General features: G+C 41.3%; 12 protein-coding genes. 4 read left to right on the top strand and 8 right to left on the bottom strand.

The features are described 5' to 3' along the window. Positions 1-111: 111 nt before the first annotated feature. The 8 genes from AC0L4E_RS16740 to priA form a co-directional block, all read right to left on the bottom strand. Entirely contained in the window at positions 112-501 is a 390-nt protein-coding gene (locus AC0L4E_RS16740; RefSeq protein ID WP_473680341.1) for a MerC domain-containing protein, read from the bottom strand. 385 nt (positions 502-886) lie between these two features. Continuing rightward, positions 887-2,515 (bottom strand): gamma-glutamyltransferase, encoded by a 1,629-nt coding sequence (ggt, locus tag AC0L4E_RS16735; protein ID WP_473680339.1) that lies wholly within the window; start codon positions 2,513-2,515, stop codon positions 887-889. A gap of 548 nt (positions 2,516-3,063) precedes the next feature. Next, on the bottom strand, positions 3,064-3,444 hold the full coding sequence (locus AC0L4E_RS16730) for a gamma-butyrobetaine hydroxylase family protein (protein WP_473680337.1): 381 nt from the start codon (positions 3,442-3,444) through the stop codon (positions 3,064-3,066). A 259-nt stretch (positions 3,445-3,703) separates the two neighbouring features. Continuing rightward, on the bottom strand, positions 3,704-5,029 hold the full coding sequence (hslU, locus tag AC0L4E_RS16725; RefSeq protein ID WP_220755041.1) for an ATP-dependent protease ATPase subunit HslU: 1,326 nt from the start codon (positions 5,027-5,029) through the stop codon (positions 3,704-3,706). Positions 5,030-5,051: 22 nt separating this feature from the next. Beyond that, positions 5,052-5,576: an ATP-dependent protease subunit HslV gene (gene hslV / locus AC0L4E_RS16720; protein WP_220755040.1), complete on the bottom strand. Its 525-nt coding sequence runs from the start codon at positions 5,574-5,576 to the stop codon at positions 5,052-5,054. A 166-nt stretch (positions 5,577-5,742) separates the two neighbouring features. Next, on the bottom strand, positions 5,743-6,324 hold the full coding sequence (locus AC0L4E_RS16715; RefSeq protein WP_473680335.1) for an SPOR domain-containing protein: 582 nt from the start codon (positions 6,322-6,324) through the stop codon (positions 5,743-5,745). 1 nt (position 6,325) lies between these two features. Next, entirely contained in the window at positions 6,326-8,071 is a 1,746-nt protein-coding gene (gene argS, locus AC0L4E_RS16710; RefSeq protein ID WP_473680333.1) for an arginine--tRNA ligase, read from the bottom strand. A 154-nt stretch (positions 8,072-8,225) separates the two neighbouring features. Next, complete coding sequence (priA, locus tag AC0L4E_RS16705) at positions 8,226-10,421, bottom strand: primosomal protein N' (RefSeq protein ID WP_473680331.1); 2,196 nt, start codon at positions 10,419-10,421, stop codon at positions 8,226-8,228. 77 nt (positions 10,422-10,498) lie between these two features. Between priA and AC0L4E_RS16700 the strand changes: the two genes are divergently transcribed. From AC0L4E_RS16700 to csrD, 4 genes are all read left to right on the top strand, one after another. Then, on the top strand, positions 10,499-11,326 hold the full coding sequence (locus tag AC0L4E_RS16700) for a FimV/HubP family polar landmark protein (RefSeq protein ID WP_473680329.1): 828 nt from the start codon (positions 10,499-10,501) through the stop codon (positions 11,324-11,326). Positions 11,327-11,451: 125 nt separating this feature from the next. Continuing rightward, a complete protein-coding gene (gene rpmE, locus AC0L4E_RS16695; RefSeq protein WP_102527427.1) occupies positions 11,452-11,664 on the top strand; it encodes a 50S ribosomal protein L31 in 213 nt (70 codons plus the stop codon). 430 nt (positions 11,665-12,094) lie between these two features. Beyond that, on the top strand, positions 12,095-13,342 hold the full coding sequence (locus tag AC0L4E_RS16690) for a malic enzyme-like NAD(P)-binding protein (RefSeq protein WP_473680327.1): 1,248 nt from the start codon (positions 12,095-12,097) through the stop codon (positions 13,340-13,342). A gap of 201 nt (positions 13,343-13,543) precedes the next feature. After that, the gene (gene csrD, locus AC0L4E_RS16685) at positions 13,544-15,430 is read left to right on the top strand and encodes an RNase E specificity factor CsrD (protein WP_473680325.1); all 1,887 of its coding nucleotides are present in this window, start codon (positions 13,544-13,546) and stop codon (positions 15,428-15,430) included. Positions 15,431-15,832 lie beyond the last annotated feature (402 nt).

Raw genomic sequence — 15,832 nt, 5'->3', positions numbered from 1 at the left:
TGCCAGCTAATTAGCTGGCATTTTTGTATCTGGGATTTGATTTGATGAGGTTGATCTTTGTTGGTGTTCCAAAACAAATTGGAAATAAAAGTTACCTTAATTATGCCCATGTTAGCATGAGTCTTTACGACAAAGGGAGTAATTACGCCAGTGCGCCGAGGCTAAAATTAAGGTAGCTGCGAGTGTTGCCAGTTTTTCTCCTGTATGACCCAACCAGTCGTGTCCATAAATAGCAGCTACTGTAAGGACCCCCATTCCTACCAAAGCTAACCCTAATACAACAGAGTCTTTGTGCCGACTAAAGCCAAGAAATACTGCAATACTACTTGTTGGGATAATAAACCAAAGCATGAGTACATGATAAAAATGATCGCTGACTGAAAGCGAAGACATCGCAGGGAAAAGAACTAATAACATTGGCCCCGCAAGACAGTGAAGCACACATAACCCTGAGGCTGAAATAGCGAGACGATCTAATAATATTTGCGCGGGTTTGTTCATGTTAAAACTCAAGTGATAAATGTGCCAAGCCCTTAATGATATATTGTATCATTAAGGGCGGGTAATCTATCATTGAGGTGTTTAGGATTCAATAAGTAATCTAATGTATAAGTAAATTAGATGTTTTGAGTTTTAATTAAGGGCTTAATTAAGAGGCTGGTTGAGGTGACTTTATTTGAGAGCCTTTAAATAACAGATTAGTGATAGTGCGTATTGGTGTAGATAAGTAGCGTTCAGAAATAATGACCCAATTTGTTAATAATTGAATTAACAGGGGTATTAGGCAGTGTTAATTAAATTGAAGTGTGAAAATGCTAGTGAAATCCAAATTGCAGATAAAGGCAAAATGGACTTTTTATCTAGTTTACACCAAGTGAGATAAGCTTTATTTACCCATGGCAGTCGATGCTCTTCGGCGATCACTCGCACCGATAATTTGGCCATTTCTAATTTCGATGGCATTAAGTCCACTGGCCATTGGCAATACATGAACAGGGTAACCATAATCGATAAATTCCGGTACAAGCATTTCTGCAAAGGTTTTCTTTTCTACCAGTAAACCTGTTGAGTATTGTGATTTAGTGCGGTCGACTTTGGTGCCGTATTGGATGTTAGGTAAATCGATAGCGTCTTGGGCTGATAAATTCCAGTCAAGGATCCCCACTAATGATTTTAAAACGTATCCAGGAATTTGACCGCTACCCGGTGAGCCAATCACTACTCGGAGCTGTTCTTGGCTATCTAGCACCATTAATGGTGTAGTCGCTGAACGTGGCCTTTTTCCTGGTGCAATGGCATTTTGAGCCAGCTTTCCATCAACTTTAGGGTTATGGGTAAAGTTATCCATTTGTGCGTTAAGTATCATGCCATCAACCATGACACCCGATCCCATACCTGTTCCAACAGTACTGGTCATTGCAATCGCATTCCCTTGACTATCGACAATTGAAATATGGCCAGTATCTTGCCCTTCTAATGAGTTGTCATTAGGAGGAATATCAGCGATTAATTTGCCTGCTGATGGTTGCTCAACCATGACACCCGTTTTAGGAATAAGCTTTCTACGGCTGTCTAAATAAGCCTTATTCAGTAGTTGAATGTTGGGCACATCGACATAGTCTGGATCGCCAGCGTAAGCAACCCGGTCAGCTTGAGTAATACGCATCGCTTCGGTCATTAACCGCCATGGTTCTGCGTCAGTGGGCTTCATTTTTTCAAGCTGGTAAGGCTCAAGTAACTCAAGTGTTTGTGCCACCATGGTGCCTCCAGAAGAAGGGTAGCCAAATGAAACGATTTGATTGTCGTTATACTGGGATTTCACAATGTCACGGTGCTTGATTTGATAATGTTTAAAATCGTCCATCGACAGCTTTGGTTGGTTATCATCAAGTCGTTGATTGACAGTTTTAACAATTTTCTGGCCTAACTCGCCCTGATACATATAGTCATCGCCGTGCTTGGCAATTTTTTTCAGGGTACGAGCAAGCGCTGGGTTTTTCATTAAACTGCCGGTTGGTTTAATGGCTCCAGCCTGCCAGTATAGTGCTTTTATCTCAGGATCTTGCTGTAAGCGGCTTTGTTCCCTGACGACAATATCATAGGTATAACTGTTCATGGCGTAGCCATGGGTTGCTAGCTCAATGGCGGGCTGTATCAGCTCACTCCAGGGCAGTTTTCCTTGCTGTTGATGCACTTGATAAAGCAATTTTAGGGTACCGGGTATCGCCACTGAGCGCGGACCTAAGACCTCACTGTTATCAATCGCGCCATTTTGAGACATAAACATATCGGCATAGGCACTGGCTGGTGCGGTTTCACGACCATCAAAGGCATGAAACTGTTTTGCTTGGTTATCAAAATACAATGCAAATGTACCGCCACCTAACCCGGTCATATCAGGCTCTACCACTGTCATCACCATTTGCATTGCCACCATGGCGTCAATAGCATTACCTTGTTGTTCAAGGATTTGATAACCCGTTTTAGATACATATGGATTAGTGGCGCTAACCATAAAAGATTTGCCCTCAGCGGTAGACTGAGTGGGAAGGGAATTGGCTTTAGCACTCATGCTAGAAATGCATAAAAAGCTCAGGATAATAAATGATAAACGCATAGTCTGACTTATGTTCAAAATGAATCAACATTATTTCATAACAGTCTGATGAATTGTGCCCAAATTCAGTTTGGTTCAGCAAGCATTCAGCTTGGATGTAAAGCCGTTATACTGATGTTATTAATGGTTTTATCATTGCTATCAACTCGTACTATTCGCCTAAGGTTAGGTATTTATATGGTTTTGTATTGGTTAAATTAAAACGTAAAATTTAGGCTTGAATATAGATATAATAGAATAAGTTTAAGCGTAGAAAAGTAGCTTGTGGTGAACATTAGCATAGTAGCGAAAGAAGTATAGCTTTACAGCTAAGCACTGTAGATAAGTCAGTAGATAAGCGCAGTAGATAAGTGCAGTAGATAAGTTTGGCGGTGAAATGGGTAAGCCCTACATCAAACATTGAATTAAGGCTTACACACTTAAACTCTTATATAGCGTTTTTAAACTTAAGAGTATTTGATATTCATATCAATTAACGGCTCGCGCGAGCCTTTTTCAGCACGTAAGCGGGCTAAGTATCTTTCCCAAATTTCGACTTGATGTGCGCCAAACTCATGTAACAATTTCCATGAGAACAAACCCGTGTCATGGCCATCATCAAAAACGATTTTTACTGCATAGTTACCTACTGGTTCAATCGCTTTAATATTTACCGCTTTTTTGTGGGTCACTAAGATTGGATTGCCATGGCGCTGCACTTCAGCAGATGGAGAGTTAACACGCAGCATTTCACAAGTGATGTTAAAGACGTCGCCGTTATCAAAAGTCACTTCAAGTAACTTTGATTTACGCTTTAACTTTAGGTTAGTCACATTAGGTGAACTCATAACGGATACTCTCTTATTACAATGCTGTCGATTAAAAAGTTAATCGCTAAATAATGATCTGAGGTTAGAGCCTGTTGATCTTTCATTTCGAACAAAACTTGACCAGCAAAGAGCAACAGGCCCTAGATAATAAAAAAGGTGGTCACTCAATGAGTTCACCACCTTTTAAAGCAGTCATTCTATATATTAGCTAATGTTAACTAAAAATAGGATGACTAAGTTAGTGATAAGTCACAATTGGCACATATCACTGGCGCAATTACAGAATAAAGCGGCTTAAGTCTTCATCTTCTACCAAGGTATCAAGATGATCTGTTACATAAGCTTCGTCAATTACAAATGTGCTGCCAGATTTTTCTGAAGCATCATATGAAATCTCTTCCATCAGCTTTTCCATCACAGTATGTAGGCGACGGGCACCGATGTTTTCTGTAGTCTCGTTGACCTGCCAAGCAGCTTGAGCAATCTTTTCGATACCAGATTCGGCAAACTCAATTTTAACGCCTTCTGTACCCATTAACGCGATGTATTGCTCGGTTAATGATGCATGGGGCTCTGTTAAGATGCGCTTAAAGTCATCAGCACTTAATGCGCTAAGCTCAACACGAATTGGCAAGCGGCCTTGAAGCTCAGGGATTAAGTCAGATGGTTTTGACATCTGGAATGCGCCTGAAGCAATAAACAAGATATGGTCGGTTTTAACCATGCCGTGTTTAGTGGTGACTGTGCAACCTTCAATTAATGGCAGTAAATCACGTTGCACACCTTCGCGAGATACATCTGGGCCAGAGCTTTCGCCGCGCTTACAGATTTTGTCGATTTCATCTAAAAACACGATTCCGTTTTGCTCAACCAAATCGATAGCTTGTTCTTTCATGTCTTCTTGATTAACTAGCTTGGCAGCTTCTTCTTCAATTAACAGCTTGAAAGCTTCTTTAATCTTAACCTTCTTGCGGTTCTCTTTGGTTTGCCCCAAGTTTTGGAACATACTTTGAAGTTGGTTAGTCATTTCTTCCATGCCTGGTGGGGCCATGATTTCAGCGCTAACTTGTGGTGCAGCTAAATCGATATCGATTTCTTTATCATCAAGCTGGCCTTCACGTAGTTTTTTACGGAAGATTTGACGAGTGTTTGAGTCGTCTTTTTGCTCGGTGTTCCAATCATCTTTTGGCTTAGGCAAAAGCACATCAAGGATACGTTCTTCTGCTAATTCTTCAGCGCGATGACGGCCTTTCTTCATTTGCTGTTCGCGAGTCATTTTGATGGCTGAGTCAGTTAAATCACGAATGATTTGTTCAACTTCTTTGCCGACATAACCAACTTCAGTGAACTTAGTCGCTTCAACTTTGATGAATGGCGCATTAGCAAGCTTAGCTAAACGGCGGGCAATTTCAGTTTTACCTACACCTGTTGGGCCAATCATTAAGATATTCTTTGGCGTCACTTCTTGACGAAATGATGGCTCAAGTTGCATACGGCGCCAGCGGTTACGAAGCGCAACTGCCACAGAACGTTTAGCATTTTTTTGACCAATGATGTGCGAGTCTAATTCGTGGACAATCTCGCGAGGGGTCATTTCAGACATAAATAATTCCTTACGTTCAAATTTAGTAGTCGATTTGCTCAACCGTTTTATGTTGGTTGGTGTATACGCAAATATCACCGGCGATGGTTAGCGATTTTTCAGCTATGTCACGAGCGCTTAAATCAGTATTTTGCAATAGTGCTAATGCCGAAGCATGGGCAAAGTTGCCGCCTGAACCGATGGCAATTAAGTCATGTTCTGGCTGAACTACATCACCGTTACCTGTGATGATTAATGATTCTTTGGTATCAGCAACAATGAGCATGGCTTCAAGGTTGCGCAGCATTTTGTCGGTGCGCCAGTCTTTAGCCAGTTCGACAGCTGATTTTAATAAGTGGCCTTGGTGCATCTCGAGCTTAGTTTCGAAACGCTCAAAAAGAGTAAATGCATCAGCGGTGCCGCCAGCGAAACCAGCGATCACTTTGTTTTGATATAAGCGACGCACTTTACGCGCATTGCCTTTCATGACGGTATTGCCGAGGGAAACTTGGCCATCACCTGCGATGACGACTTGATTATTGCGGCGAACGGATACGATAGTAGTCACGGTAAATCCTCTTAACGACGGCAGCAGTAAAAATGAGGCTGCTGCTTGTTGATAAAACAGATATGGGGATGCTTGATAGGAATTCAAGGGACAAAAAAGGCGCTTACTAGCCGTAAGCGCCTTTTTATAGCAAACAATGCTTAATTAGCCATTATCTAAATAATAATTAATATTGCCACAGCCAAATTTGGCAACCATTCACACCTGCGCGTTGCAGTTTATGGCGGGTACGCTCGGCGGCGCGTTTAGACTCAAATGGGCCCAAGACTACCTTGTGCCATGTCCCCGTGGTGCCTTTGGTCGCATGAACTTGTGCTTCAAGTCCCTGAAAAGCAATCATGGCTTTCATTTCTTCAGCCTGATCTTGTCTTCTGAATGAGGCACATTGCATTTGATAAGGACCTTGAGACTTTAATGCGTCTTCAGGTACTTCGATATCAATGCTTTTGTTTTGTAACTCTTCTAAGTAAGTCCACTCTTCCGTTGGTTTTGGCGGAAGAGCATTAGGATCTTTCTTAACAGGTTGCGCTTTTGGCTTAGTTTCAGTTTTTACAGCAGGCGTTGATTGCTCAACTGCATCATCAGAGCTACCACTGATAAACCATAAGAAATAGCCGAAACCTGCAACTAGCAGAATTATTACAAACGTCGACAAATAGCGGCTAGCAGGCTTAGGTTGTGCCTTTTTGCCTCTCGATGACTGACGCTTCTTTGGACTAGGCTTTTTGTTAGCGTAATCTCGACTCATGTTACATACGCTCTAATGTTTCGATACCTAACAGAGATAAACCTGTTTTCAGTGTCTTAGCGGTTAGATGTGATAACAATAGGCGGCTGTGCTTTTGCTCTTCTGTTTCAGCGGCAAGTACAGGACATGCTTCGTAAAAGCTTGAGAACTCACTCGCTAGCTCGTATACATAAGCACACATAACATGTGGTAAGCCTTTTTCAGTCATACGGGTCAAGACTTCACCAAACTGAGCAAGCTTAGTGCCTAGCTCTTTTTCTTTATCGTGTTCAAGGACGATTTTAGCTTGGCTTAAATCGACATCTTCAGCACGTTTGAAAATACCGGCAATACGGGTGTAAGCGTATAATAAGTAAGGAGCGGTGTTACCTTCAAAGCTCAGCATTTGCTCAAAGCTAAAGATGTAATCGCTGCTGCGGTTTTTTGATAAGTCAGCGTATTTAACTGAGCTAATACCAACAACACGGGCAATTTCAATTAAGGTCGCTTCATCCATGTCTGGATTTTTGCTGCGCACTAATTCAATTGCACGGGTGTTTGCTTCATCTAATAAATCAACCAGCTTAACGACGCCGCCGCTACGGGTTTTAAATGGACGACCATCAGGGCCGTTCATGGTGCCAAATCCTGTGTGCTCTAGCGACAACTCTTCACGAACAAAACCTGCTGTTTTGGCAAGACTAAATACTTGCTGGAAGTGCAGTGCTTGGCGTAAATCTACGAAGTATAAAGCGCGGTCAGCTTTAAGTACGTTTGAGCGGTAACGCATGGCCGCTAAATCAGAAGTGGCATATAAGTAGCCGCCATCTGCTTTTTGAATAATGACAGGTAATGGCTCGCCTTCTTTAGTGCGGAATTCTTCTTGGAAAACCACTTTAGCGCCATTACTTTCGCTTAATAGCCCTTTAGCATCTAAGTCTTTAACCACTTGTGCTAAGTCAGCGTTATAAGCGCTTTCGCCGTGGACGTCTGCGCGGGTTAAGCTCACACCTAAACGTTCGTAAACGTCATGACAGTGATGTAGCGAAATATCGTTAAATTCTTGCCATAATTTATTGCAGTATTCGTCACCAGATTGCAGCGATACCACTAAATTACGTGCACGAGTTGCGAACTCTTCTGATTCATCAAAGCGAACTTTAGCGGCGCGATAGAAGGTTTCTAAATCTGATAATTCAAGATCTGCTTTTTCGCCATTTGCTGCACGTAGCTCTTCCATATAAGCCAGTAACATGCCGAACTGGGTGCCCCAATCGCCAACATGGTTTTGACGAATAACGTCATGACCTAAAAATTCAAGGGCGCGGACCACACTGTCACCAATAATGGTTGAGCGTAAGTGACCCACATGCATTTCTTTTGCAAGGTTTGGAGAAGAGTAATCAACAACGATGGTTTGCTTAGTCGGTAATGTCACGCCTAAGGTGTCGTCGTTTAATGCATCTTGTAATTGGTTTGCTAGGGCATTTTCATCAATAAAAAAGTTGATGAAACCTGGGCCTGCAATTTCAACTTTAGCTACATGGCTAGAAGCTGGTAGGTTATCAATTATCAGCTGGGCAATATCACGAGGATTCTTTTTAGCCACTTTAGTCAGCATCATTGCTAAGTTAGTTGCAAGATCACCATGGCTTTTATCTTTAGTTCGCTCCACCTGAATTCGCGCCTGAAAATCAGCTGGGACAATGCCTTGTTGCTTAAAAGAGTCGACGGTTTGTTCTAGTAAAGATGCAATATGTGATTTCATGGGCGTTAATTAGCACTGACTTAAAGTAAAAGAATGGGGTAACCGTCTATTTTAGCCGCTATTGCTATGCAAATGCTATCTCGACAGGTCAATTAATCGAGATTTTTTTGATTTGAAATAAATAGCAGCATAAACCTCATATGCTGCAATAGCATTACATCAGATCTTGGGGATCTCTATCAATGCTCCAACGACAACGTTTACTTTCATTGAGCGCTTCTATTTGCGGTAAAACTTGCTCAAATTCTTGTTGCAGGCGTTGACGGTTTTTAGCTTGGAATAATAACTGGCGGCGGTATTTACCTGCTTTACGGTCAAGCGGTGCAGGCATGGGGCCAATAACTTCAAAGTCTTTGTCTTGGGGTAATAAGTTGGCGACTTGCTGCAAAAAGTTATCTGCATCTTCAGCTAAGTGGGCATCAGCTCGTAATAACACCATATGCCATGCGGGTGGCAGTAATGCTTGTTGGCGCTCTTCAAGTTGCGCTCGGGCAAATTTTCCATAGCCGTTTTTTAATAGGTCGTGAAGAATTGGGTTTTCGCTCTGGTGAGTCTGCAGTAGCACTTTTCCGGGCTTGTCAGCACGACCTGCACGGCCAGATACTTGGGTATAAAGCTGAGCAAAACGCTCCGGCGCTCTAAAGTCGGCACTAAATAATGCGCCATCAACATCCATTAAACCCACTAAGGTGACATCAGGGAAGTGATGCCCTTTTGCTAGCATTTGGGTGCCAACTAAGATTTTGTACTCGCCCTTTAAGATGCTATTGAGCTGTTTTTCCAGTGAGCCTTTTTTACGTGTAGTGTCGCGATCGATTCGCACTACAGGATATTGAGGAAACTCTTGCTCAAGCGCTTGGGCAAGCTGTTCAGTGCCAGTGCCGTGGCCCATTAACATGGTGCTGCCACATTCATGACATTGATGTGGAATCGCATATTGATTACCACAATGATGGCAACAGATTTCGTTCAAACCTTGATGCACGGTAAAGAATGCATCGCAGCGATCGCACTCGTGTAAATGACCACATTCATGACATAACAGCGCAGGGGAAAAGCCTCGGCGATTGAGAAATAGTAATACTTGATTGCCTGCATCAAGGTGCATGCGCATTTCGTTAATCATCGAGGCTGACATGCCAGACTTTAGCGGCTGTGAGCGGATATCAATGATACCTTGCTTAACCTTTTGAGCGGCGCCTGCGCGCTCTGCAAGTTCAAGGTGAGTGTAACGACCTGAAATGGCATTTTGTAAGGTTTCTAATGATGGTGTTGCTGAACCCAATATCACTTGTACTTTTTCAAGGTGGCCGCGCATCACCGCTAAATCTCGGGCGTGATAACGCACCCCTTCTTGTTGCTTAAAACTGCTGTCATGTTCTTCATCAAGAATAATCAAACCAGGATAAGCCATTGGGGTGAATAATGCTGAGCGAGTGCCAATGATGATGGCTGCTTCACCGCACCTAGCTTGTCGCCATGCTTCTAACCTTTGGTTATCGGTAAGGGCAGAGTGAATGACAGCAATATTGACATCAAAGCGGCGTTTGAAGCGGTTAATGGTTTGTGGTGTTAAGCCGATTTCAGGCACTAAAATCAGCGCCTGTTTACCTTGTTTTAGAATGGTTTCTAAAATTGATAAATAGACTTCTGTTTTACCTGAGCCAGTGATACCTTCAAGTAAGCTGCAATGAAAGCCTTGTTGTTGATTTAACACCGAAACAGCAACAGCTTGTTGCTTATTGAGCTTTAATGGCGTTTCAGTCATATTAAGTTGTTCACGCCAACTTAAGTCTGTGTCATTAACAACGAGTTGGCGTTCGATCCAGCCTTTATCATCAAGGGCTTTAAGGGCAACCTTGCTGAGCTCTTGGGTGGTAAAGTCATCTTGGCTAATAGAAGACTGTTGTAATAGCTCGAATAATTTTTTTTGTGCTGGAGCGCGTTTAAGCACACTGACATCCACTTGTTTACCGGCATCATTTAAGGCAAAAAAGGTCACGGTTTGTGGTTGTGCACTAAGACCTTTACGCAGGGCAACGGGAAGCGCCTGACTGAGCATTTGGCCTTGACTGGCAAAGTAATAGCGAGCGGCCCACAAGGTGAGTTTGTAAAGTGAATCAGGTAATAATGGCTTAGTGTCCAGCAGTTCTGAAAATGGTTTTATTTTATTGGCTGGAACGTCGCATTCATTTTTTATCGCTGTGATTAAGCCTACAAGTTGTTGTCTACCAAAAGGAACTTTTACCCGCAATCCAAGCTGTATTTGTGATACGTTGGATTCAGGAACTTGGTAACTAAAGGTTTGCCGCATAGGAACGGGCAGAGCAACCTCAACAAAAACAGGCATAATTCATCATCATTAAGAATTGAGAAGGTCTAGTTTACTAGAGCCAGAACATAAAGAAATAGGATAAGAGAAAATTGATGTCAAAAGGAATAATCAACAGAGCTGTATTGGCACTATCACTTTTTTTATTTTCATTTGTGGCACAAGCTGCACTGAGTCATATCAGTATTAACAGTCGTCAATTTGATGTTGGGCAGCATCCCAAGATTAAGCTGAATATTGTGGCAGGTAAAAATGATTTATCTCGTATTAGTCTTCATCTTCGTCAGAAAAATGGTTCTGAAGAGGCAATAGAAGAGTTAATGGTGCAATCTATCAGTGGTTATATGTTATTTGCCATTGGTGTAGATGATGTCATCGATCCTAATGCTGAATTAATTGTGAATGAATATAAAGGGAATAGCTGGCGTCAGTATGCTGTGCTGTCAGTATTCGATGCACCTTTTATTAAGATAACAGACAAAACTGAAGTTAAAATAGATTCGCTAAATCAACTTAAGAAAGTGGCGCCAGTGCGTGATAAAGGGAATAAGGTTGAACAAGCTAAACCAGTCACGAAAGCTTCGCCTTCAAATTCAATATCTGAGAGTCCTGCTTCTTTTCTCTCAACTTCAGAACTTTCAACGCCAACAGTCAATGCGGATTGCACCATTGAACGTGATAGCTCAGATACTTTATGGCGTATTGCTTCTCGTTATCATAAGCAGTGGCAAACCAATGTTTATGGAGCTATGTTGGCAATTTATGATGCAAACCCTAAAGCTTTTTCAAAGCAAAAAATCCATTTAATTAGACAAGATGTAACCTTAGTATGTCCTTCACAAAGTCAATTAAATCAATATGTAAACAAGATTGAAGATAAGGCGAGATTTGAAGGTTTAGAGCAACGACATAGCGCCAATTAATTTTTGCTTGTTTGAGTTGGACAGATACTGTACTATTGCGCGCCTTAACGCTATTGTTATGAACGCATGTGGTGCTCAACTTCGGGTTGGGAGAGCGACATGGCCTGCTATTGAAGGTAATCCAAATGAAATCAGGTATCCACCCAGACTACGCTGAAGTAACTGCAACTTGTACTTGTGGTAACGTAATTAAAGTAAACTCTACTGTAGGTAAAAACTTACATTTAGACGTATGTGGTGCATGTCACCCATTCTACACTGGTACTCAGAAAGTTGTTGACACTGGTGGTCGTATCGACAAATTCAACAAGCGCTTTGGTGCACTTGGTAAGAAGTAATTGCGACTGCAATTATTTTAAGAAAAAGACGCCTTCGGCGTCTTTTTTTGTTTTAGGTCTAATTTCCCTCAAAAATATTTATTTTTTTAGTTATAAATTATGTAGTACTGCTTAAGTTATTAATATTGTTATTTAGGCAAACTATTTGTAACTTTATGAAGCAATTTCCGCTTTTTTATGTCAAATCTTGTTATTTTTCTACAGTTTTAAGTCTTTGATTATTATTGTGATGATTTATTTAAGCGCGACAAACTGTAACTTGATCAAATTCTGATGATTAAAGATAACTTTTGTTAAATTTTCATTTATACTGCCTGCCAAAGCGCATAACAGCTCACTCTGACATTTGTTCAGCAATTTGAATTATTGTGTGTTTTGACTGAATTTAACTTTATTTCGCCGTATAAATCGCCTCATTCAGGAACATAAAATGTCTGATTTCCGCCAGCAAGCTCTCGATTATCATGAATTTCCAATTGCAGGTAAAACTGCAGTTAGCCTTACTAAACCTGCTCAAACGAGTCATGACTTGTCGCTGGCCTATAGCCCAGGTGTTGCTGAGCCAGTAAGAGAGATCGCGGCCAATCCAGACGATGCTTACCGTTATACTAATAAAGGTAATACGGTTGCGGTTATATCAAATGGTACTGCTATTTTAGGTTTAGGTAACTTAGGCCCGTTAGCATCAAAACCTGTGATGGAAGGTAAGGCATTATTGTTCAAGCGTTTCGCTAATATCGATTCAACTGATATTGAAGTGAAGCACAGAACCACAGCTGATTTCATTAATACGGTTGAATCTATCGCTGATACGTTTGGCGGTATTAACCTTGAAGATATTAAAGCGCCTGAATGTTTTGAAATCGAACGTGAGCTTATTGCTCGCTGTAACGTACCGGTATTTCATGATGATCAGCATGGTACTGCGATTGTAACAACGGCAGGCATGATCAACGCTTTAGAAATCCAAGGTAAGAAAATTGAAGATGCTGTCTTCGTTTGTCTTGGCGCGGGTGCAGCGGCTATTGCTTGTATGACTATGATGGTTAAGTGTGGCGCGCAGCGTGAAAATGTATACATGCTAGATAGACAAGGGGTTATTCATACTCGTCGTGAAGACATTAATGAATATAAAGCTTTGTTTGCTAACAATACTGATAAGCGTACATTACAAGATGTGATTAAAGATGCTGATGCATTCTTAGGTTTATCGGGCGCTGACTTACTAACGGCTGAAGACATTGCATTAATGGCGCCAAACCCAGTTATTTTTGCGTGTTCAAACCCAGATCCAGAAATTAAGCCAGAGCTTGCTCATGCAACTCGTAGTGATTTGATCATGGGTACAGGTCGCAGTGACTACCCTAACCAAGTTAATAACGTACTTTGTTTCCCATTTATCTTTAGAGGTGCATTAGATGTACGCGCTTCTGAAATCAACGATGAAATGAAAATTGCAGCGGTTAACGCATTAGCGGCAATTGCAAAAGAGCCCGTTCCTGCAGATGTATTAGCAGCGTACCCTGACGTTAAATCAATGAGTTTTGGCCCTGAATACGTATTACCTAAACCAATGGACCCACGTTTATTGAAAAATATCGCCAGTGCGGTATCTCAAGCGGCCATTGATTCTGGTGTTGCTTTACTTAAGACAGTGCCGACAGAATATAAGCTATAAACATTATTTAAGCTAAGTAGCTTGATGTTGTTGAAAGAAAAGGGCGTTAGCCCTTTTTTTGTATCTACAATAACAACAGCGCAGATAGGGTTTGCGTTTTATTGTCTGCTACTGAATAATCGAGTTCAGTTAAGTGGATGTTATCGCTAATCAATCGTTTAAAAATGATAAGTCGCATTGTGTTTTAGCAGGACGCTGATAATGAAATTAACCAAAATTTTGACAAAAAAATTGACCAGTTTTTGGTTACTGTCGCTGACAGCGGTTGGTGCCATCTTTTTTATCGGTGCTTTGGTGAGTTTTGTACAACTGACATACAAATTTCAGCAGCAAAAAGTCACTCAGTTAGAGTCAATGCTGGTGGAACATTATCAATCGGATAGCCATTGGGATTTACACGCTTGGTTGCCGCCAATCTTAATCGCTTACAATGCTAATTCTTTCAAGCTAACCCAAGGCGATGAAATAGTATTTGAATATTATTCCCCCACACCACAAAGCAATCCCACCCTATATAAACACACCATAGATAGCAAAACAGATATTGCAATTGAGCTTAAGTTGCCGCAGCCCTATTTATTGCATCAATTGGGTTGGTATGAATATTTGATTTTGTTGGTATCTCTTATAGCGATAGTGCTATTTGTTCGCTATGGCTTGCGCTGGTTTACCCAGGAACTTGATGGAATCGAACAAATTGCCCAACGGAGTAAACTGGTACTCGAAGGTGAGCATACTGAAGCATTGAACTCCCCTGGTTCTGGTAGGCCGCGGTTGATTAATCGCGCCATGACAAGATTGTTAGAGCAGTTGCAAGATGCGCAAAAGGAACGAGGCCGTTTCGATCAGTTTATTCGTTCAAAAACTTTTTTAGATCCCAGTACTCGTATTGGTAATCGCATCTTCTTTGAGAACAGATTGGAAGCGTTAACTCACGATCGCAGCATGATTGCCCATGGCGCCGTTATGTTAATTAATTTTGATGATTTAGACCTATTGCAACAGCAGGAGGGCGATGAAGTTATCAATGAGCAATTAAATGATTTAGTGCAAGCCATCACTAAGTTACTGCAACCCTATGAGGATGCGGTTTTTGCGCGTTACGACTTTAATCAATTCGCGATTGTTGTGCCGCAATCATCACTTGCTGAGGCAGATAGTTTAGCCAACAAATTGCTCAAGCTCGGCATTAGCCAATTAAAGAATCAATCAGATACTCAAGATAACTATGTGCATCTTGGCGCAGCCTTTTACAAGGCAGGCGATATGCAGGAACAAGTGCTCGAAGAAGTTGAAATGGCACTAAAAGCCGCGCAGTTGCAGCGAACCAATAATTGGTTCATGTACGACAAAGGTGCGGTAGATAAAGAAATAGCTAAAGGCTCAGTGCGCTGGCGAAGCTTTTTAGAAAACACTTTAGTTAATCGCCGTTTTGTAGCGATTACAGAAAATGTCATCGACAGTGATGGACATGCTTGTCATAAAGAAGCCTTTAGCCGAGCCATTGATAATCAAGGCAATGAAATCAGGGCGACTTTATTTATTCCCATGGCAAACAAATGTGGCTTAATGCCTCAAGTTGAAAGACAACTCATTGAGACGGTGTTATTTGAGTTGATGGCGAACAATCAAGAAAGCTTTAGCATCAATTTAAGTTATGACTCACTGACCAGTCGCGCCTTTATGCGCTGGCTTAAAACGACTCTAATGGAGCAACGCCCGCTTGCACCGAGGCTCATATTTGAAGTCTCTGAAGATATTGTAGTTAAACACCAACAAGATTTGGTTGAGAATTTGAATGTGCTTCGCAAAATAGGAGCGAGGTTATGTGTCGATCATGTTGGGCTGCAAGTCGTTGGAACTCATTATATACAAGAATGCCATTTTGATTTGGTAAAACTACATCGTTCAATCATTCATCAAATCCACCTTAAATCCGAGAATCAGTTGTTTATTCGAAGTTTGATTGGCGGACTATACCGCGCTGAAGTACAAGTGTTTGCTGAAGGCGTGACGAGTTTTGAAGAATGGCAAACCCTGAAAATTTTAGGGGTGAGCGCAGCTCAAGGTGATTATTTTAATCAATAGTAACTCCCTTTCATTTCATCTTTAAATACAACTCAGATTTTAATTTGGTACGAGTTTTGTATTAACCCTCTAACGCGTCAAGCTTGTACAAATTAATAACGAAGGATGTTGAATAATTACAAGCTTGTTATGAGTGTGAGTCTTGAGAATAAAGAAATAACAATCTATCTTAAGTGTATACACATTTTTAGCTGTTATTTTTCTATAAAATTAAGTGATTAGCGGTTAATATGTCATACGATAGTTTTTTGACATACTTTTTAATGTTAACTGTTCCTTATGTTACGTGTTTGTTGGGGTTGGCTGTTTTATCATAGATTGTATTGTTAAGGGCTTAACACCTAATTCTGTCATTTATATTGTCTTATATGTATCGTTTCTTCGCTGATTATCAAGGTGCAG

It is taken from the genome of Shewanella sp. GJ50-10 (genome assembly GCF_055808815.1).
The sequence above is the reverse complement of the archived record's forward strand: the minus strand, read 5'-3'. Positions and strand labels throughout refer to the sequence as shown.